Here is a 19883-nt window from a genome sequence, read left to right as displayed (position 1 = left end):
TTGGTGAAATTATTCATCTATGTCGCTTGCTGCGATCACTTCAACTCGGATTTGATGCTCATTAATGATAGATAAAATATGTTCAGGTGGAGACATATCAGTAAATAGGGCATCAACCTGTGAAATATTGCCTAATTTTACCATGGCGTTACGACCAAACTTTGAATGATCAACAGCTAGGAACACGCTACGGCTATTTTCAATAATTGCTTGTTTCACACGAACTTCATGATAATCAAAGTCCAGTAATGAGCCGTCATTATCAATGCCGCTAATACCTAAAATGCCGAAATCTAGACGAAATTGCTGGATAAAGTCGAGAGTGGCTTCGCCAATAATACCGCCATCATGATCGCGGACTTCGCCACCTGCGAGGATGACTTTAACCTCTGGGTTAGGTAGTAGAATAGTGGCGACGTTTAGGTTATTGGTCACAACGCGTAATTGCTTGTGCTGTAAACATAAGGCACGTGCAACGGCTTCAGGTGTCGTACCGATATCAATAAATAAAGAAGCGCCATCAGGAATATGTTTAACAAGATTTGCAGCAATCAAATCTTTTTCACTGAAGTGCAGCGATTTACGGGTGTTATAAGAGGTATTCTCAGAGCTTAGCGGTGTTGTCGCGCCGCCATGATAGCGACGTATTTTATTAGCGTCGGCTAATTCATTAAGATCGCGTCGTATGGTCTGAGGGCTGACGTTAAAACGCTCCACTAACTCTTCTGTGCTGACGTAACCTTGTTTCATCACCAACTCTACAATTTCTTGGTGTCTTGGTATTTGTTTCACAACATTTTCCTTGTATGACTTGGCGTTGCCAAATGTTCGTTTATCCTGATCTATTGTGCGTCAATTCTCTTTGTCATTGAAGTGATTCAATTCTCTTATCTGTTCTCAAATGAAAAAAGAGCGTTACAAAGAACGCTCTTTTTATCGTTTACGCGCATTTTTAACGATTAATCTTCGCTATCATGCATCTCAGCCCAAGCTTGTGCGCATTTGACTGCGCGTTTCCAACCTTTATAGCGGCGGTCGCGTTTATCATCACATGCGTGAGGGTAGAATGTGCGATTGAGTACGGCTTTATCTTTTAACTCATCAAGGCTTCCCCAAAAACCGACAGCTAATCCAGCAAGATAAGCTGCACCTAATGCTGTCACTTCAGTAACCTCTGGGCGGTGTACTTCAGTATCAAGCACATCTGATTGGAATTGCATTAGGAAGTTATTGGCAACAGCACCTCCATCAACTCGCAGTGCGGCAAGTTGAATTCCTGAATCTGCTTTCATTGCATCAATTACATCACGGGTTTGATAAGCGATGCTTTCAAGGGTTGCACGAATAATATGGTTTGAGTTCACGCCACGGGTTAACCCAACGATGGTACCTCGCGCATAAGCATCCCAATAAGGCGCACCTAATCCGGTAAACGCAGGTACAACGTAAACGCCATTGGATGTATCGACTTTTGTGGCAAAGTACTCAGAGTCTTTTGCATCCGCCAATAGCTTCATTTCATCACGTAACCATTGAATGGATGCGCCACCCATAAAGACCGCACCTTCTAGTGCGTAAGATGGCTCTCCTGAAGGGCCACAAGCTAGCGTTGTTAAAAGCCCGTGGTTTGACGAAACTTTTTCTTGTCCGGTATTCATTAATAAGAAGCAACCAGTGCCATAAGTATTCTTCGCTTGTCCTGGCTCTACGCACATTTGCCCATATAATGCGGCTTGCTGATCGCCCGCAATACCTGCAATAGGAATACGTGTACCGCCTTTACCACCAATGTTTGTTTGGCCGTAAATTTCAGATGAACGTTTCACTTCAGGCATCATAGAGGCTGGAATACCAAGCTCATCGAGTAGCTTCTGATCCCATTCTAGTGTGTTGATATTAAATAGCATGGTACGAGAGGCGTTAGTGTAATCTGTTACGTGAACACGACCTTGTGTCATCTTCCATACTAGCCATGTATCGACCGTACCAAATAACAGTTTACCGGCTTCGGCATCTTCACGTGCACCGTCGACGTTATCTAAAATCCATTTTACTTTAGTGCCTGAGAAGTAAGGATCAAGCACAAGACCTGTACTGTCACGAACATAGTTTTCTAAACCACGGCTTTTGAGCTCTTCACAGGTGTCTGCAGTACGACGGCATTGCCAAACTATTGCGTTATATACTGGTTTACCCGTTTCTTTATTCCATACAATGGTGGTTTCACGTTGGTTTGTGATACCAATTGCTGCAATTTGATCACTGCGAATACCGGATTTACCCAGCACTTCAACCAGTGTCGAACTTTGCGTCGCGTAAATTTCTAAAGGATCATGTTCAACCCAACCTGCTTGGGGATAAATTTGGGTGAATTCTCGCTGTGACACACTAACGATATTGGCATCGTGATCAAGAATAACGGCACGTGAGCTTGTTGTACCTTGGTCTAACGCGACGATATATTTTTGTTCGTTCATGTTTGGTCCTTTATTTCAGAGCATTGTTATTATAGTTAGTCGTTTTTGTTTTATACGCGCACTTCTACGTCTTTGTTTTCTTCACATTGATTGGGGATCGTACATCCTTGACCTTTTTGTGGCAGATGTTGGGCAATGACTTTTGGATATAACCAACCACCAAAACAAGCTCCTGCAATAGGTGCTAAAATTGGTACGATAAAGTAAGGAATGTCTAAGCCACCTGATAGTGCTTTATCCCAGCCAGCAAAGTAGGCAAATAATTTAGGACCAAAATCACGAGCAGGGTTCATGGCAAATCCGGTTAATGGACCTAAAGAGCTACCTATCACCGCGATTAAGATACCGATAAGTAATGGGTTCAATGCGCCACGAGAAGCACCGTTATGTTCGTCACCGAGAGCAAGAATGGCGAACATCAATACTGCAGTGATAACAAACTCAACCGCGAAAGCACCAAAGAGTGAAATGCTAGCGTGTGGGTAAGTTGAGAAAATGCCAGCAGTAGCAAGAGCTTCATTACTGCTTCGAATGAAGTGATGAGTGGTTTCGTATTGGGTAAATAAGTTGCTGTAAAGCGCATAGACAAGGGCTGCTGAGCAGAATGCACCTAAAAGTTGGCTGATAATGTAAGGGGCAACTTTCTTTTTATCAAATCCATGAAAAGCAGCAAGGGCGATAGTTACTGCGGGGTTGATGTGTGCACCTGAAACACCTGCTGTGCAATAGATTGCAATTGTGACGCCTAAGCCCCAGATAATACTGACTTCCCATTGACCAAAGTCAGCCCCCGTTAATACTAAAGCGGCAACACAGCCTACGCCGAAGAAGATTAATAGTCCGGTTCCTATAAACTCAGCAATGCATTCGCCGAGGAGTGAGGGATGTTTCGTTGTTTTCATCTTTATTATCCTTGTTATACCGAATGTTTTGTTATTGGTTGAGCACGGTGAGCATTTTCCACAATATTCACATTTCGAAAACAAAAAGACACTGAAAATGAGCGTTCGAGCATTTTGTTGTTGTTTTATGTATCTGAATTGTTAACTTGCTCATGGTTTTGAACATATTGATAGTTGCTCTACGAATCTTAAAAGGTATATGTGATAGATAAAGAAGATTTAGAAGTAGGAGGGGAGGCAAATAAAAAGGACTCTTTAAGAGTCCTGTATACCCAAGTAACTTCAAGATGCAGTGTTCAGCGAGACGACCTTAGTTCTCAGGCGCGGCAACGATTCGAAGATATAGTGGTTCTACATTGAGAATCGTTAACAAAGTCTGAGAGCTAAGGACGCTCGCCCTTTGGGAGCGTGTCACTGAGCCGACTTCTTGCGTCAGACAACTTGGAAAGAGCTCGCTATTCCGCTTCGTTGTCTTCCTTAAATTCAACTCAGTGACTTCGCTCTGAATCAGGCATATTGAAGTCACTTGGGTATATAACGTATTTTTAATAAATAATCGTCTTGTCTAGCCGTTAACGTACACGATCACTTTACCACTATGTTTTTTCTCTTTAATGCAATTTAGTGCTTCAGGCAGTTTTTCAAAGGGGAGGATTTTTCCCACCATGCTTTTAAGCTCATTATCTGCAACAAGTTCACTGAGTTTGTTACCAATATTAGCAAGATGCGCAATATGCTCTGGTGCACCATGGGCATAGGTGCCATGTAATGCGACTTCATGAATACTCAATGCTTTAGTCGTAGCAAGTAGTGGCACTTGGTCAAATTGATCAGCCACCATCACGATATGTCCGTTATAACGGATCAAGGCACTCATCATGCTGCCGGAGCGGGCTGAAACACAATCAATCACACTGTGTAGCATTTGATCTTCGGTTAGGTTAATGATTTCCAATGCCACGTTTTGATCGGGAGCGATAACAGCATCCAGTCCATAACTCAGTAAACGTTGATGGTGCTGACGCTCTGCGATTGCGTAGACGGTCGCACCTGCTTTTTTGGCTAATTGTGCGGCAAAACCACCCACGCCACCACCGGCACCGGTAATAGCTATGCGTTGACCTTTTTGTACTTGGAGTTTGTCATGTACTGCTATCCATGCACTATAACCTGCACACGGTAAGGCGGCAGCATCGGTAAATGAGAGAGTGAGCGGAATACGGCTGGCTGCTGAAGCTTTTACACATGCGTATTCGGCAAAGCCTCCTGCTGTTCTTGGATCGGCAAAAAAGATCACTCTATCACCGGTTGAAAACTGTTTTACATCTTTCCCCATGCTTTCAACGGTACCTGCCACATCTAACCCAATGACTTGAGGGTAGTTCCATGTTGCGTAACCCCATTCCGTTAATTTGTAATCCATAGGGTTAACACCGACAGCGGCAACTTTAATGCAGATTTCATCAGATGCGGGGGTTGGTTTATCGGTTTCTTCGAGAGATAGTGCACTCATTCCATTTGGCTGCTTTAACATCCACGCTTTCATAGGCAACTTCCTCTACTATGCTGCTAATCTAAATAACAATATAACGCATTACACAAGTTTTCATGATGAAGTTGTTGGAATAGTGTTAAAACAGGATGAAATTTCGCTTAATGAGAGGACTCTCACATAGAAAAAGCAAATAAAGCCTTTTATACGATTATTTAAATGAGGACATTTATAAAAGGCTTTTTTAGAAAGGAAAGGGGTTAGTTGATACGTTCTGCGAGGTAGGAGTCGTAGTCCGGTACTTCAATCGCGACTTCTTGATCAAGTAGTGGAGATGTGATCATAAAGTTAGCACTCGCACGGTTCGTGGCTACAGGAACATTCCAAACCGCGGAAATACGTAGTAGTGCTTTTACATCAGGATCGTGTGGAACGGCATTGAGTGGATCCCAGAAGAAAATCATCATATCGATTTTGCCTTCAGAGATCAGTGCGCCTAATTGTTGGTCACCACCCATTGGACCGCTGATCAAACAGGTGATTGGTAAGCCCGTTTCTTTCGATAGAAGATGACCAGTTGTGCCTGTGGCGTAAAGCTCATGAGATGCGAGCTTATCTTTATGCTCAGTTACCCAGCGGAGAAGATCTTTTTTACAGTTATCGTGAGCAACAAGAGCGATATGTTTTGAGCGTGCCATTGTACGGGTTGTTCTATCCATCATACTTCCTTGCGATGAGGTTCTATATTCAACGTGTTGCCACGTATGAATAGCAGAACCTTGGTTACGAGTAAAATACAATAGATTAAATCTTTGTGGTGACACAGGTATTATTGGAGACAGGTATTTCCCTACGTGATCAAACGATCACGTAGGGGAGAGCTTTAATGTTTTACTTTATGATCTTTCACATAAAATGATGGGCGAAACTCAGCTGGAGATAGCGATTCGGCAATTACTTTTGGTGGTAAGTAGTTTGGTGTTAAATTAACAATGGATGGCGCAACATCAAGTACCACTGGCTTATGTTCAAGATAGCGCACAGCTTGGTCGACCGATAGCATTGCTTGCTCTGCCATTTTATCTGTAGGCGCGAACAAAATACGGTTACGACGCAGACCACGGTAAACACCATGGCTTAAGTAAGTCGAAACAATTTTCACATCATGAATATTGTGTGTACGCAGCTCACTAATGGCAACTTCTGCGGCAACTGCACCACCGACGATGTAGTTAAAATCTACGTTAGTAGCAAATAGATGTTGGATTAGATTTCGTTGCAGCTCTTTACTGTTATCGCCCCAAAGTGTGGTAACAATTTCCACATCACTGTTTTTAATTGCATCTCTAAAACCTCGAGAAACTGGTTTTGTACCACCACGAAGTTGAGGGCCTGGCAGCCATGCTACTTTTACAACACCTGAGCCTTTAGGATGATGTTTCGCTAAATACTCACCAGCGGCTTTACCCATGTCATACCAATTGACACCCACTTTGGCTTTTACGTGTTCGCGAATATCAGGATCAGAGAAGTCGATATTATTAGTCATTAGAAATACCGGAATATCACCAATGAGTTGGGATAATTTACCGTTGTATGCTTGGCTATCTACCGTACCTAAAATAATCGCATCAGCCCCCCATTTACGGCAACTTTGTAGCTGTAATGTCTGCTTATCCAAATTAGGGTAGCCGCCAGCTTCCATGACTTTTAAGGTGATACCCAATTTTTTTGCTTGCTTAACCATTCCATAATTGATCGATAACCAATACGAATCTTTTAAATGTGGGTAAACTGCACAAATCTTCCACGGCTTAGTGACAGATGTTAAAAAATCATATTGAATTTTCGTGGCTTTTTTATCAGCTTGAAAAGGTGGCTGATATGAAATTACTTCTCTAGCAAAAGCGGATTGGATAGATAATAAAAATATAACAAGACAAAAAATGCGCATTCTTACCAACATTATTTTTAGGTTTAAAGCGGTATCGCTGGCAAAATAGTACCGCTTTATTTCCTGAGGTGAAATAGAAAGCATGACTGAGCAACGACAGATATACGATATTATATATGGGTTGCAACCATTTTGATGTAGAGACTATTTATGACGTTTACCCGAAAAGGTATCGGAGCAAAATTGCTATTAGCCTTTTCCGCCATGGCTGGCCTAATGATCATTGCTGTAATGATTGGGGTAGCTGGCTTTTCATTAGTGGCTAAAACAGAAAGAACCGTAATTAATTCAGCCGTTCCCTCTTTGGCTGAGGCTCGCCAACTCTCTGATTTAAGCTCTCGTATTATTTTTAATGCGCAAGTGCTAGCGAAATCAAAAGCGGAATCTGAACGTATGCGCCAAGGGCGAGCATTGACGATTCATATTGAAGCGTTGAATCGTAGCTTACACTCGTTAGAGCAGTATTCCTTTGATCAACCGTTAATGGCAAAACTTGAAGATGATGTGAAACGTATCGTCGATAATTTAGCCCTACTTGGTTTGTTAGTAGGGCGACAAATTGATCTGCAAAGTCAGTTAGATAAGCTGACAGCAGATATGACTAAGGCTACCCACCAAATTGATAATCTTTCCCAATCGCAAGTATCCAATGCTAACACCATTGCGGTTGCCAACGTTTCGCGTATTTATGATCTTGTAGCTGATGGCAATAAGCCAGCTGTTTATAAAGCGCTTGATAGTCTGGTTGAAGTGGATATGGATTTGTCTGAGCGTTTGTTTGAATTGCGCTTTTTATCGCTGCAAGTGATCAATATGCTCGATGACTCTAATCGTGTGGCAGACATTAAATCGCTGGTGGCGCTCAAGAAACGTTATAACGATGCGGTTCGTATTATGAGTCAGCGAGTGAAATCAGTCGAAGATCCAAGTCGTTCAGAGCAATTAACAGCATTAACCACCAAGTTGAATCGTGGGCAGCTATTATTTGGCGTAATTGAACAATTGATTTATGCCAAACAAGATGTCGAGCGACTTGATCAGCAAAACTTGGTGTTATTCCAGCAATTAAATAATACCGTTGATGACATTATTGATGCAGCGAATGTTAATACTCAACAAGCGGTTAAACGCGTTGATCATACCTTAACCCTTGCCCGCAATACGCTGATTGTGATCTCGGCGATTGGTTTAATGGCACTGGTATTGATCATGTGGCGTTTTGTTTACGCTCGTGTGATTTGCCGAATTAATGAATACAGCCGTGCACTATCAGCATTAACTCGTGGTGATTTGGGTGTTCGTATTAATGTACGTGGTGATGATGAATTGGCGCAAATGGGACGAGCGATTTTGGTTGCTCGTGATACTGCTAATGAAAGGTATCGGTTAGCACAAGCCGAATCAAAAGCCCGTCAAGAGTTGCAACAACATAAAGCGAGTTTAGAACGTCTAGTGGCTAAACGTACTGGTGAGTTAGAGAAGATCAACAGTCGTCTAAATGAAGAGGTGTATAACCACTATAAAGCTCGTGATGAAGCCGAGAAAGCTAACCGAGCAAAATCTGCATTCTTGGCAACCATGAGCCATGAAATTCGTACTCCAATGAATGGTGTATTGGGCACAGCATCCTTACTTGCCGATACACAATTGACGTCACAGCAGAAACGTTACCTTGATGTGATCAACCGCAGTGGTGAAACCTTACTTGATATATTGAACGATATTCTTGATTACTCAAAAATTGAAGCTGGGCATCTTGATATCCGTCCTAGCGACTTCTCGGTTTCACGTATGGTGACGGATGTTGCTAATATGCTGGAAGGGCGGGCACTAGCCAAACGTATTGGTTTGGAATATCACATTGCACCTGAAGTGGAGGGCATGTGGTACGGCGATGAGAGCCGAATTCGCCAAGTGCTGGTTAATCTTGTTGGTAATGCGATTAAATTTACTGATAACGGTAAGGTGTTTATCACCGTAGAGCCTCACCCAGATATGCCAGATGAACTACTGTTCTCGGTACGAGATACTGGTATCGGTATTGATGAAGAAGAGCAAAACCTACTCTTTAATGCCTTTAAGCAAGCAGAAGCAGGGCGGAAGTCTATCGAAGGTACAGGCTTAGGTCTTGCGATAAGTAAGCATATTGTTGCTGCAATGGATGGTGAAATCGGCCTAGATTCTGTTGTAGGTGAAGGTAGCTGTTTCTGGTTTGCATTACCGTTAGAGCATGGTGAAGGCTCATTAGAATCAGATGACCAACGTGTTCATATGCCATCAGCTCACATTCTTCTTGTGGAAGATAACCCAGTAAATAGTATGGTGGCAGAAGGTTTCTTAACACGTTTAGGGCATACTGTTGTTACCGCTGCTGACGGTGCTGAAGCGGAAGAGATATATAAAAATCAACGCTTTGATATCGCACTGTTAGATATTAATTTGCCGGATACCGATGGCGTACAATTGTTATCACGCTTACGTCGCTTAGAAGATAATAACCATGAATCATGGGAAGAGCCGACACCAATGGTCGCATTCTCAGCTCATGTGTTCCGTGAAGAAGTGGAAATTTACTTGAATGCGGGCTTTGCAGGTTTCTTACCTAAGCCATTAGTCGAAAAACAGCTGATTGATACGATGAACAGCATCTTAAAAGGTGAGAAACGCGTGATCATAGAAAAAGGTATTGGAGGCGAAGTGATAGAGCCTGAGCAAACTGAAAACTCAATTCCTTTACTACAAGAGTCAGTGTTAGGCAGTGACTTAAAAGTATTGGGTGAGGCGCAAGTTAAACAGTTAATTCATTTATTTGGCGACTCATCTAGCCAAACATTGACTAAGCTGCAGCAAGCGATTGAAGATAATAATCTGCAAGATGTAGCAAAAGATGCGCACACATTAAAAGGCGCTGCTGGTACGATGGGCTTAATGCAGTTACATCAGATCTGTTTAGAATTTGAAAAAGGTTCCAAAGAAGGCTCGATTGATGGACTTGATCCTAGTTTATTACAAACTATCTTTGAACAATCCGTCGCGATATTGGAAACAACGTTTATTAACAGTTAAACGTTAGGCTACATATAAAATAAAAGGGACGTCTAGCGTCCCTTTTTACTATCTGCAATAGGTGTTTCTAAGCTAACACTGGCTTGAAACAACCTCGACTTTAGCTGGTACTGTTGTACTACATGCTTCTGTATATTTTACATAGCAGGTTGTTTCGTTATAACCCATTTTAATCGAATAGCATTGCGGATTACTCTTATCTTCATTAAAGATAGTAATATTGTGCCCTTCAAGCTCAATGAGCTCTGCAATTCCCAACCCTTTGCCTTTCTCTGCCACACTTTCCGGATACTTATACCAAGTATCAACAGGGCCTAAATTAGTTGTGATGGTTCTGTTAGTATCGAAGCCTTTATCTGGTACAGCTTGAATGATCGCTTTGGTATTCACTATCGTGTTGATTGTTTTGATACTACCTGCAATACCTTTGAGTACGGCTACTCTAGCATCACTGGAAATATTGAGAAATTTGGGGGCAGCAGTTACAGCGATGATACTAAGAATAACAATAACAATGACTAATTCAATTAAGGTAAAGCCAATCTGTTTTCGGTGTTTCATGCACTATCCTTATCCTTTGTGATAAATACCTATTGCGATGGGATAGAGAAGTGTACAAGAAGAGAAATAAGATATACCAGAAAAGAATTAATGGTGATCTGTTATTGTGATGGTTGCATAGTTTTCAGGTAAAAAATAACCCCGAGAGCCTAGCCCTCGGGGTTAAAAAGATCACTTAGAGTAATTAAAAATTACTTCTTAGCGTTCTTTTCTTTCTGCTCAGCGATTACTTTTTCAGCAACGTTTGCAGGACATGGTGCGTAGTGTGCGAACTCCATAGAGAACTGACCACGACCAGAAGTCATAGTACGTAGAGTACCGATGTAACCAAACATTTCTGAAAGTGGTACATCACCCTTGATACGTACGCCAGTAACACCAGCTTGTTGGTCTTTGATCATACCACGACGACGGTTAAGGTCACCGATTACGTCACCAACGTGATCTTCAGGAGTGAACACGTCAACGTGCATGATTGGCTCTAGAAGCTGTGGACCAGCTTTAGGCATAGATTGACGGAATGCACCTTTCGCTGCGATTTCGAACGCGATTGCTGATGAGTCAACTGCGTGGAAACCACCGTCGAATAGCTCAACTTCAACGTCTAGCGTTGGGAAGCCAGCTAGAACACCGTTGTTCATCATGCCTTCGAAGCCTTTTTCTACTGCAGGCCAGAATTCTTTAGGCACGTTACCACCAACAACTGTTGATGTGAACTTGAAGCCAGAACCTTGCTCGCCAGGCTTGATGCGGTAGTCGATCTTACCGAACTGACCAGAACCACCAGACTGCTTCTTGTGCGTGTAGCTATCTTCAACAGGTTGAGTGATAGTTTCACGGTAAGCAACCTGAGGTTGACCAACGATTAGGTCTACGCCGTAAGTACGCTTAAGGATATCAACCTTAATGTCTAGGTGAAGTTCACCCATACCTTTAAGGATTGTTTCACCAGTTTCTTCGTCAGTCTCAACTTGGAATGATGGATCTTCTGCAACCATCTTACCGATAGCGATACCCATCTTCTCAGAACCGCCTTTGTCCTTAGGAGTTACAGCGATAGAGATTACTGGAGTTGGGAAGATCATTGGTTCAAGAGTACACTCGTGCTTAACATCACATAGAGTGTGACCAGTTTGAACGTTCTTCATACCAACGATAGCGATGATATCACCAGCTTGAGCTGAAGTTAGTTCGTTACGCTCATCTGCTTGCATCTCAACCATACGGCCGATACGCTCAGTCTTACCAGTAGCTGAGTTAAGGATAGTGTCACCCTTGTTTAGCTTACCAGAGTAGATACGTACGAAAGTTAGGGCGCCGAAACGGTCGTCCATGATCTTGAACGCTAGTGCGCGGAATGGTTCGTCAGCAGATACAGTTGCTACTTCGCCAGTCTCTTCACCAGTTTCTGGATCAGTTAGAGGTTGTGGGTCAACTTCGTCTGGAGCTGGTAGGTAATCTACAACAGCGTCAAGAACAAGTTGGATACCTTTGTTCTTGTATGCAGAACCACAGAAAGTTGGGAAGAATGCTAGGTCACGAGTACCTTTACGGATACAACGCTTAAGATCTTCGATAGAAGGCTCGTTACCTTCCATGTAAGCTTCCATTAGGTCGTCGTCTTGCTCAACAGCAGTTTCAACTAGCTCTTCACGGTAAGCTTCAACGTCATCAACCATATCCGCAGGGATTTCTTGGATTGAGTAGTTTTCTGGAAGACCAGTGTCATCCCATACGAAAGCTTGACGAGTTAGAACGTCTACAACACCTACGAAGTCTTCTTCGCGGCCGATTGGTAGAGTCATAACTAGAGGTGTAGCACCTAGTACGTTCTTAACTTGGTCAACAACGCGGTAGAAATCAGCACCCATACGGTCTAGTTTGTTAACGAAGATCAGACGAGATACTTCTGATTCGTTAGCGTAACGCCAGTTAGTCTCAGACTGAGGCTCAACACCACCAGAACCACAGAATACACCGATACCGCCGTCAAGTACTTTAAGAGAACGGTAAACTTCAACTGTGAAGTCAACGTGTCCTGGAGTATCGATAACGTTTAGACGGTGATCGTTCCAGAAACAGCTAACTGCTGCAGACTGGATTGTAATACCACGCTCAGCTTCCTGCTCCATGAAGTCAGTAGTAGTTGAACCGTCGTGAGTATCACCGATCTTGTGGATTTTACCAGTAAGCTTAAGGATACGCTCAGTAGTAGTAGTTTTACCCGCATCAACGTGCGCGAAAATACCAATGTTTCTGTATTTAGATAAATCTGTCATTGTTTTTCTCTATAAACAATTACTGTCACATGTGAGGTGGCGGATTATAGCACTACTTATGTCAATCAGAACATAGCTATGCGTAATTAAATCGTTATTCGCTTGCTTTTTATTCTAGCAATCCGCTTTCTTGCCCAATAACCAAGCAAATAAGACTACAAAAAAAAAGATTAGCCTAGGTTTTTGGGAAATGTAAGTTGAAAAAGTTATATTTTTGTCATGTTTCTTGGGATGAGAATCCACAATAATTAACATATCTTGTAAAGATTACTGAACATTTTGCTGTTTACTATCAATGATTTTGAGTATTACTTTACGAAATGCTGTTCTATTTCGTCATTTTTTTCCTTCATGTTGCAATGTGGGTTAGAATTGGTATCAAATTCCTTTTTAATCTCGTATTGAGTTATCAACATGTCTGAAGAAATTGAAGTTGAAGCGATTGGTATTGAAGTTTCAGCTCAACCTATCGAACTTTATAAAGTGCTAAAGATTGCCAACCTTGTAAGTGGTGGTGGTGAAGCAAAATATGCCATTTCTGAAGGCTATGTTGCAGTGAATGGTGAAGTTGAATTGCGTAAGCGTTGTAAAATGTATGACGGTGATGTGATTGAGTTTAACGGTGAATTTTACGTTGTGCTTTGTGACCAACCAGTACAAGAGCAGGTTGAGCAAGTAAAACCTAAACCAGTGCCTAAGCCTACACCTAAAAAAGCGGATAAGAAAAAAGCGCCGAGTAATAAGCCAAAGGCTGCTGGTAATCGTTCCGTGACGAAGAAAGCGGCAAATAAAGCGACTGAAGCGAAAGCGGATACAGCAACAGGTCGTAAGCCAATTAGCTTTTAATCGTAATAGCTAAAAGAGATATAAAAGAAAGGCGCACAGAGTGGCGTCTTTTTATTGTCTATACCCAAGTAACTTCAAGATGCAGTGTTCAGCGAGATGACCTTAGTTCTCAGGCGCGGCAACGATTCGTAGATATAGTGGTTCTTGTTAACAAAGTCTGAGAGCTAAGGACGCTCGCCCTTTGGGAGCGTGTCACTGAACCGACTTCTTGCGTCAGACAACTTGGAAAGAGCTCGCTATTCCGCTTCGTTGTCTTCCTTGAATTCAACTCAGTGACCTCGCTCTGAATCAGGCATATTGAAGTCACTTGGGTATATTAAGTGAGAATGGATGATGAATAAGCAACTAATTAAACTAGGACTTGCTCTAGGTATGATGGGCGTTGTTGGTAGTGCAACAGCAGCAACGGTAACATCGATAACTTCAGCTGAATGTCAGGCGATGTCGAGTGTAGGCGTAATGAGTACTTCAGCACCTGTTCAATGTCAGCGCTTAAAAAAGGTGGCGTTTAAATACCGTGATTTTTCTGGGCGTAGTCACAGTAATGGTCAGATCATTGTGATGGATGCGGTTGCTCCTTATGTAGGTAAGATTTTTGATGAGTTATATCAAGTCGGTTTTCCTATTCATAAAGCGGTACCGATTGAAAAGTATCGTGGCGATGATACGAAATCAATGACGGACAATAATACTTCTGCTTTTAATTACCGTCCGGTAGAAGGAACGAGCAGTTTATCTTTGCATGCTTATGGTGCTGCGATTGATTTAAATCCAGTTCAGAATCCTTTTGTGACTTTTCCTCGTCCAGGGCAAGCGAAATATAGTCCGGTAGAGGGAACAAAATATGCGAACCGTGAAATCTATCGTTATGGTAAGCCTGATAGAAAAGGGATGGCTGAAACAGTTGTAGATATCTTTGCTCGCAATGGCTTCTTATACTGGGGCGGTTTTTGGAATTCGCCAATTGATTATCAGCATTTCCAATTATCAAAAGAAATGGCAGTGATGATGTCGACGATGAGTGCGCAGCAAGCGACATTATTCTTCAAGCATTATGTAGAGTGGTATAACAGTTGTAGTCGTATGTACCCTAAAGCTTACAGCGAATACAAATTTAATGATTACACCAATTATCTTAAACATAAGTTGGGCGTATCTTCGCTAAATAAAGCCTATCAAGCCAATCCAAGTAAGGTGATGGCAGAAATCGAGCAAGTCCCTTTGCGCTCAGAGATTTGTGTTAAACGCTAACATTGATAGTACAGTCTTTTACTGTCGTTTGAGGCTGTATTTCTCCACGATGATCATAGCCATGAAAGCGCAGCGTGGTGGATTCGGTTTTTTGAGTCGTCGTGTTATTGGGGGGCGTTGATGGTATGTTTGCCTGTGCGTAGCGTGCTCTTTTACTGTGATTATTCACTAAATAGACAGGGGCGATGTTAAACATAAATAGCTTTGCCTCTTTGTAAATAATGAAAGAGCGCAAATGCTAATGGGTGGTTAGATGTTGTTCAATATGGCTTTTGTAAGCTTCTAGTAAGTTATTGGTTAGAGAATTGTCAGCAACCTATTTTGTGATGATTTTAAAGATAAATATTCTAAATTTTAAAGAAAAACGGTAGCACAATGGCTACCGTTTTTTAATGTGAAGCGTAAGGTGTGTGTGCAGGGACGCCTTCAGCAATTGGATTATTCTTATCTGCACTCCATTGATACCAGCCCCCATCGAAGACACTAATATCTTTCCAGCCCATGACATAGGCATAGAAAAAGGCTTCAGATGCTCGCCAGCCTGTACCACAAAAGAAAGCAACTTTTTGAGTTGGCTTAATGTCCCATTTCGCCCATTGCTTTGCGATTAGTGCGCCGCTTTTCATGGTGCCATCAGGGTTGTTGAAATCTTGCATATGGTAAGAATCTGAACCCGCATGACCCCATTTCGCCCCTTTAATTCGACCTTTAGGTTTGATGTAGTCATAACCGCTGGTGTTACCGATATATTCTTGCCAAGTACGGATACTGACTAATGAATGGGTATCACGAGGTTGCTGTAATAACGCTTTAGCTTGTTGTAAATTCGTCAAGTATTGTGGATTGGCTGGAATGGTTTTGCCAAAACTGACGTCATCGTGGTTTTCATTAATAAAAGCTTGAGTAGGGTAGCCTGCATTTACCCATGCATTCCAACCACCATTGAGTAAGCGTACATCTTGTACACCTGCATACATGAGGAAGTTAGCGAAACGGGCTGCTGACATATTGTTACGAGCATAAACAATCACAGTCGTGTCGTAACGGATCCCTAGATCATTGATCACTTTTTTAAGATCTGCATTGCTGACTTTGTTCCACCAAGGTTTGCTTTCGATGTCATTGGTATTGACATATAGCGAGCCAGGAATATGGGAAAGCAAATAGGTTGATGGTGGTCCCCATTCTACTTCTACGATTTTGTAACCATGTTGCGGTGCGTAAAGAGGCTGCTTGTGATTGATAAGCTGATCCACCCATTGCGCGGAAACAAGGTGCTCGAAGTTTGCCAAGGTTTGTAATTTACCTTGGTAGTCAGTCACCGGCTCTGTAATGCTTGATAGAGATGTAAAGCCTTGTTGTTTTAATGCCTTCTTCATGGCTGATACGCCATCTGTATCGCAGTATAAAACAGTTGGTTTTGTTGGTGATAATCCTCGATTTTTAATAAAGGTAGTTAGTTGCTCTGGGGTGAGTAATGTTAACCATTTGCTATCGATATTAATCGCATTGGGAATATGACCGCCGCGTGTTGCATTACCTTGAGGCCAGCCATTGAAGTAATTACTGTCTCGGCAGTCAATTACTTGAATGTCTGGATCGACTTGTTGTTGGGCTAATTGTTTGAATGTCGTGATCGGCATCGACACTGTGTTTGCTTGAGCAAAACATGAGCTGCTGATAGCTAAAAGACATGTCACAAAAAGTTGATTTAAAGCGCGCATAAAAAACCTGTTAGAGCTGCGGTATGAGCAAACGAGGCCACATTCTAGCGAATTTTATTTGTTATACAATTGATGGCGCGTAAGTAAAGCGTAAACACTGCGAATATATTGCTAAGTTAATACCAAGCTTAGGAAAGGAACTTATTACTAAGTACTGTGTCGAAATTGATTATTAAGCTGTTTTCAAAAACAGTGAAAGTAGAAAGTAGAGGAAGCAGTATGAAACGTTTGGTGCCCTTTTTTGCTGGAGCTGTTGTTATATTTAGCCCAGCGCTAATGGCTGCCAGCTTAGATGCATCAGATTGTCATTCAGTCTCATCCGAGCTTGATAAGCTTATTTGTCATGATGCTGAATTGGTTGTTCTCAATAAGCAGTTATCTGAGGTTTATCAACAAGCGGTGACTCAATCGATGGTGAATGAAGCTGCTGTGATGAAAGAGACACAGAAAAATTGGCTAGAAGCTCGTCAATTGTGTTTGAAGCACTCAGCACCACAACGTTGTTTGATTGATAGTTATCGTTCTCGTATCCAAAATATTAAAGAGATCAATGCAACCATCCTACCTCCTTTAGCAACCTACAGTTTTCAAGATTTAAAACAAGCACGCTTTAAAGGCATTGAAGACATCGGTACTTCTATTAAACTCCAACATGGTTTATGGGCTGGTGAGCCGTACCAGCCTGGTGGATCTGTGATGCCACAAGTGATTTTATTGGATGATATTAAAGCGGTGGGGCCATTAACGGTTAGCAATAAAGATATGGCCGTTGTGTTACTTAATTATTCACCTGGCGGTACGGGACAGTTTCTTTACCTTGCTGTCGTGGATAAGCAAAGTGGTCATTTAAACAATATAGCGACGACGTTTGTTGGTGATCGTTTCCGTGTTAAAGATCTGAAGATTGTTAATAAGAAGATTATTTTAGATGTGATTCAACCAGGTAAGGGGGATCCTGCTTGTTGCCCTGGTGATGTTGTACAGCATGTTTGGTATTTAAACGGGCAGAATAAGCTAGTAGAAGAGCCAATATTACATAAAGTAGTTCGCTTAACACCGAATATATTAGCTAATACTCAATGGCAATTAGAAAGCTGGCGTTACGGTGATCCTGTTAGTGACAATACCAATATTAGCCTTCGCTATGCGAATGGTCATTTCATGGGGAACGTTGCTTGTAATCGGTATACGGTAACGGTTAAGTCAGAAACCCAACCGGGCTTTATCGATGTACTAGAAAATCATGTATCAGTGACAGAGAAACAATGCAGTAGCCCGTTAGCCGCAGAGCAGCAACAACGCTATTTGGAGCAGTTGGGCGGTGTCAGTCAATTTACCTATTTTGCAGGCAAACTTGCTTTGTCTTACCGTGTTAATGGTCAATTTGGTGTGATGATTTATTCTCGTGTTCCTCTGAAAAAAGCGGAAACAACAGCAAAATAAGTGCGAGTCACCTAATAAAAATCTCAGCCATGATGAGATGTGCTGAGATTTTTTATGTCTATTACTTTTGCTGTAACCACTGAGAAACAGCATGTTGCGTGGAGAGAAAAGCAAATCGCTCTAGCTCAATATCCTGTTTTTTAACCCATAATACTTCGGCAACATCATCTTGTGCTACCAACGTTGGTTTACTTGGTAAAGAGCAAACAAAAAAGGTATCACAAGTTTTGTATTCGACCTCTTTATAGCGATAGGTATTGCTGAAAGAACCTTGGTAAGTAAGTGTATCAATGGTAATACCAAGCTCTTCCTGAATTTCTCTTATCGCGGCTTGCTCTAATGATTCATCTGGATCAACAAAACCGCCGGGTAAGTCCCAACCACCTAAGCCAGGCTCTCTGCCTCGAATTGCAATGAGTAACTCATCTTCAACCGTAATGGCAATCATCACTGCAGCTGCAGGATTGTGAAAATAAGTAAATTGGCAATGTGTACATACAAATTGTTTTGCACTGTATTGAGAGAGTGTTTTTTGCCCGCATTGAGGACAAAAGCGAGGCTGACTATGACTCACGTTGTTCCCTTAACCAATCTAAAACAAATTGTGCAATCGCTTGTGGATCATTTATATCAAGCAGAGGCAACGGGCAGGATAGCGTGTTGTCATCTGTTGCGAATGCCATGATGTAGGGATCGTTTGGGTATAGCAAAGGCTTATTGTAAGACGGGCGATGAATTTCAATTTTAGGGAAAGGTTGTTCACGAAAGCCTTCAATCAATACTAAATCCAATTTGCTGTGATCGAGCTGTGCTAAACAGTCATTAAGCTCAGGATCTTTTCGCTCTTCTTCTGGATACTCGAAATACAACATATGACGTGACTTGGTGGCCAGTAATGTTTGCCCGCAACCTGCGTGACGCAGACGGTAACTGTCTTTGCCGGGAACATCAGGCTCAATATCATGGTGACTATGCTTAATTAAACCGAGACGAATGCCGTTTTGTGTTAATAAAGGGATGACTTTTTCAAGTAGGGTTGTTTTACCTGAACCACTAAAGCCGGCAAAGCCAATCAAAGGAGTTGTGGACGTAATCATAGCGCATCATTGTGAGAAGAAATAATGCAGGTAATTATACCGTTAATGAAAAGGGAAAGGCAGAAAGAGAGGACTTTTCGAACAATTAAATCAGAGATAAGCCTTTTATTGTCTCTTATTATTTTTGGTTGGAGTGTCTTAAATATAATCTTTTGCTAGGAAATTTTGTTGCGTTTAACCTCACGGTCTAAAGTTAAAAAGTGATGAGTTCGTCACTAGCAATTTATTTTATCGTTGTTGTCATTGCATGGAGGTGAATGATTAACAACCAAATAATATAAACAGGGAGTGTGTAATGTGGGCAATTGTCGATTTTGAAGCATCAGGTTTATCAGAGCATTCTTATCCTATTGAAGTAGGGTATTCACTGCCTGATGGTACAAGCAATAGTATATTCATTAATCCATTATCGGCTTCAGATAACTGGACGCATTGGGATCAAACTGCGCAATCAGATATCCATAAGATCTCTCGCCAAACGCTAGAGCAACACGGCATGCAAGTGATGGATGTTTGCCAGCATTTAAACAAGGTATTAGGTCCGTATGAATTGGTATTTTGTGATAGTGAATGGGATTTATTTTGGTTAGGGCGTCTTTATCATGCCGCACATATGCGTCCTTCTTTTGTTTTAACAGAAGTGAGCCATTGGCTTAAAAATCAAAATGGTTTAGAACGCGGGCATTTTAAGTTGGCATTGGATAATTTGTGCGAGATGAAACATCAGGCGGGTTATGATGCCACGCAAATACGTTTAGTGATTGATACTCTTGTTAAACCATCCTAATTCA

General features: G+C 41.9%; 16 protein-coding genes. 5 read left to right on the top strand and 11 right to left on the bottom strand.

What is annotated here, in order from left to right:
- Positions 1-9 precede the first annotated feature (9 nt).
- The 6 genes from Q7657_RS18390 to torT all read right to left on the bottom strand — a co-directional run bounded on the left by Q7657_RS18390 (position 10) and on the right by torT (position 6825).
- Complete coding sequence (locus Q7657_RS18390; RefSeq protein ID WP_053986848.1) at positions 10-792, bottom strand: DeoR/GlpR family transcriptional regulator; 783 nt, start codon at positions 790-792, stop codon at positions 10-12.
- A gap of 167 nt (positions 793-959) precedes the next feature.
- Complete coding sequence (gene glpK, locus Q7657_RS18385) at positions 960-2477, bottom strand: glycerol kinase GlpK (protein WP_107165311.1); 1518 nt, start codon at positions 2475-2477, stop codon at positions 960-962.
- A gap of 50 nt (positions 2478-2527) precedes the next feature.
- On the bottom strand, positions 2528-3379 hold the full coding sequence (locus Q7657_RS18380) for an MIP/aquaporin family protein (RefSeq protein ID WP_107165310.1): 852 nt from the start codon (positions 3377-3379) through the stop codon (positions 2528-2530).
- A 565-nt stretch (positions 3380-3944) separates the two neighbouring features.
- Positions 3945-4925 (bottom strand): alcohol dehydrogenase catalytic domain-containing protein, encoded by a 981-nt coding sequence (locus tag Q7657_RS18375; protein ID WP_107165308.1) that lies wholly within the window; start codon positions 4923-4925, stop codon positions 3945-3947.
- A 206-nt stretch (positions 4926-5131) separates the two neighbouring features.
- Entirely contained in the window at positions 5132-5590 is a 459-nt protein-coding gene (locus Q7657_RS18370; protein WP_008987436.1) for a methylglyoxal synthase, read from the bottom strand.
- Positions 5591-5754: 164 nt separating this feature from the next.
- A complete protein-coding gene (gene torT / locus Q7657_RS18365; protein WP_107165307.1) occupies positions 5755-6825 on the bottom strand; it encodes a TMAO reductase system periplasmic protein TorT in 1071 nt (356 codons plus the stop codon).
- A 150-nt stretch (positions 6826-6975) separates the two neighbouring features.
- Here torT and torS point away from each other — a divergent pair, with 150 nt between their 5' ends.
- Positions 6976-9891 carry a TMAO reductase system sensor histidine kinase/response regulator TorS gene (gene torS, locus Q7657_RS18360; RefSeq protein WP_107165306.1) on the top strand — a complete coding sequence of 972 codons (2916 nt, stop codon included), beginning with the start codon at positions 6976-6978 and terminating at the stop codon, positions 9889-9891.
- Between the two features lie 72 nt (positions 9892-9963).
- On the opposite strand, the gene Q7657_RS18355 is transcribed toward torS, so the two are convergent.
- Both Q7657_RS18355 and fusA read right to left on the bottom strand, forming a co-directional pair.
- Entirely contained in the window at positions 9964-10452 is a 489-nt protein-coding gene (locus Q7657_RS18355; RefSeq protein ID WP_107165305.1) for a prepilin-type N-terminal cleavage/methylation domain-containing protein, read from the bottom strand.
- A gap of 191 nt (positions 10453-10643) precedes the next feature.
- Positions 10644-12731, bottom strand: a complete 2088-nt coding sequence (gene fusA, locus Q7657_RS18350; RefSeq protein ID WP_107165304.1) for an elongation factor G — start codon at positions 12729-12731, stop codon at positions 10644-10646.
- Positions 12732-13145: 414 nt separating this feature from the next.
- Between fusA and Q7657_RS18345 the strand changes: the two genes are divergently transcribed.
- Together Q7657_RS18345 and Q7657_RS18340 are read left to right on the top strand one after the other, a co-directional pair.
- Positions 13146-13577, top strand: a complete 432-nt coding sequence (locus tag Q7657_RS18345) for an RNA-binding S4 domain-containing protein (protein ID WP_107165303.1) — start codon at positions 13146-13148, stop codon at positions 13575-13577.
- Positions 13578-13907: 330 nt separating this feature from the next.
- Positions 13908-14828, top strand: coding sequence for a M15 family metallopeptidase (locus Q7657_RS18340; protein WP_107165301.1), 921 nt, complete (start codon positions 13908-13910; stop codon positions 14826-14828).
- A 389-nt stretch (positions 14829-15217) separates the two neighbouring features.
- Here the strand turns inward: Q7657_RS18340 and Q7657_RS18335 are convergent, their stop codons facing one another.
- Entirely contained in the window at positions 15218-16552 is a 1335-nt protein-coding gene (locus Q7657_RS18335) for a rhodanese-like domain-containing protein (RefSeq protein WP_107165299.1), read from the bottom strand.
- A gap of 219 nt (positions 16553-16771) precedes the next feature.
- Here Q7657_RS18335 and Q7657_RS18330 point away from each other — a divergent pair, with 219 nt between their 5' ends.
- A complete protein-coding gene (locus Q7657_RS18330) occupies positions 16772-17995 on the top strand; it encodes an META domain-containing protein (protein WP_107165298.1) in 1224 nt (407 codons plus the stop codon).
- A 61-nt stretch (positions 17996-18056) separates the two neighbouring features.
- On the opposite strand, the gene Q7657_RS18325 is transcribed toward Q7657_RS18330, so the two are convergent.
- Both Q7657_RS18325 and mobB read right to left on the bottom strand, forming a co-directional pair.
- Complete coding sequence (locus Q7657_RS18325) at positions 18057-18569, bottom strand: NUDIX hydrolase (protein ID WP_107165297.1); 513 nt, start codon at positions 18567-18569, stop codon at positions 18057-18059.
- On the bottom strand, positions 18559-19092 hold the full coding sequence (gene mobB / locus Q7657_RS18320) for a molybdopterin-guanine dinucleotide biosynthesis protein B (protein ID WP_107165296.1): 534 nt from the start codon (positions 19090-19092) through the stop codon (positions 18559-18561). Before mobB ends, Q7657_RS18325 begins: the two co-directional genes overlap by 11 nt.
- Before the next feature lie 295 nt (positions 19093-19387).
- Between mobB and Q7657_RS18315 the strand changes: the two genes are divergently transcribed.
- Positions 19388-19879: a hypothetical protein gene (locus tag Q7657_RS18315; protein ID WP_107165295.1), complete on the top strand. Its 492-nt coding sequence runs from the start codon at positions 19388-19390 to the stop codon at positions 19877-19879.
- The last annotated feature ends 4 nt before the right edge of the window (positions 19880-19883 follow it).

The organism is Candidatus Photobacterium acropomis (assembly GCF_030685555.1).
GTDB classification, from domain to species: Bacteria; Pseudomonadota; Gammaproteobacteria; order Enterobacterales; family Vibrionaceae; genus Photobacterium; species Photobacterium lucens.
This window is presented reverse-complemented; position numbering and strand designations above follow the sequence as displayed.

Excerpts from the sequence above, each read along its gene's own strand:
- Q7657_RS18335 (WP_107165299.1), bottom strand. The coding sequence starts at position 16,552 with ATGCGCGCTTTAAATCAACTTTTTGTGACATGTCTTTTAGCTATCAGC.
- Q7657_RS18340 (WP_107165301.1), top strand. The coding sequence starts at position 13,908 with ATGATGAATAAGCAACTAATTAAACTAGGACTTGCTCTAGGTATGATG.
- Q7657_RS18315 (WP_107165295.1), top strand. The coding sequence starts at position 19,388 with ATGTGGGCAATTGTCGATTTTGAAGCATCAGGTTTATCAGAGCATTCT.
- Q7657_RS18370 (WP_008987436.1), bottom strand. The coding sequence starts at position 5,590 with ATGGATAGAACAACCCGTACAATGGCACGCTCAAAACATATCGCTCTT.
- Q7657_RS18380 (WP_107165310.1), bottom strand. The coding sequence starts at position 3,379 with ATGAAAACAACGAAACATCCCTCACTCCTCGGCGAATGCATTGCTGAG.
- Q7657_RS18345 (WP_107165303.1), top strand. The coding sequence starts at position 13,146 with ATGTCTGAAGAAATTGAAGTTGAAGCGATTGGTATTGAAGTTTCAGCT.
- torT (WP_107165307.1), bottom strand. The coding sequence starts at position 6,825 with ATGCGCATTTTTTGTCTTGTTATATTTTTATTATCTATCCAATCCGCT.
- mobB (WP_107165296.1), bottom strand. The coding sequence starts at position 19,092 with ATGATTACGTCCACAACTCCTTTGATTGGCTTTGCCGGCTTTAGTGGT.
- Q7657_RS18375 (WP_107165308.1), bottom strand. The coding sequence starts at position 4,925 with ATGAAAGCGTGGATGTTAAAGCAGCCAAATGGAATGAGTGCACTATCT.
- fusA (WP_107165304.1), bottom strand. The coding sequence starts at position 12,731 with ATGACAGATTTATCTAAATACAGAAACATTGGTATTTTCGCGCACGTT.
- torS (WP_107165306.1), top strand. The coding sequence starts at position 6,976 with ATGACGTTTACCCGAAAAGGTATCGGAGCAAAATTGCTATTAGCCTTT.
- Q7657_RS18330 (WP_107165298.1), top strand. The coding sequence starts at position 16,772 with ATGAAACGTTTGGTGCCCTTTTTTGCTGGAGCTGTTGTTATATTTAGC.
- Q7657_RS18355 (WP_107165305.1), bottom strand. The coding sequence starts at position 10,452 with ATGAAACACCGAAAACAGATTGGCTTTACCTTAATTGAATTAGTCATT.
- glpK (WP_107165311.1), bottom strand. The coding sequence starts at position 2,477 with ATGAACGAACAAAAATATATCGTCGCGTTAGACCAAGGTACAACAAGC.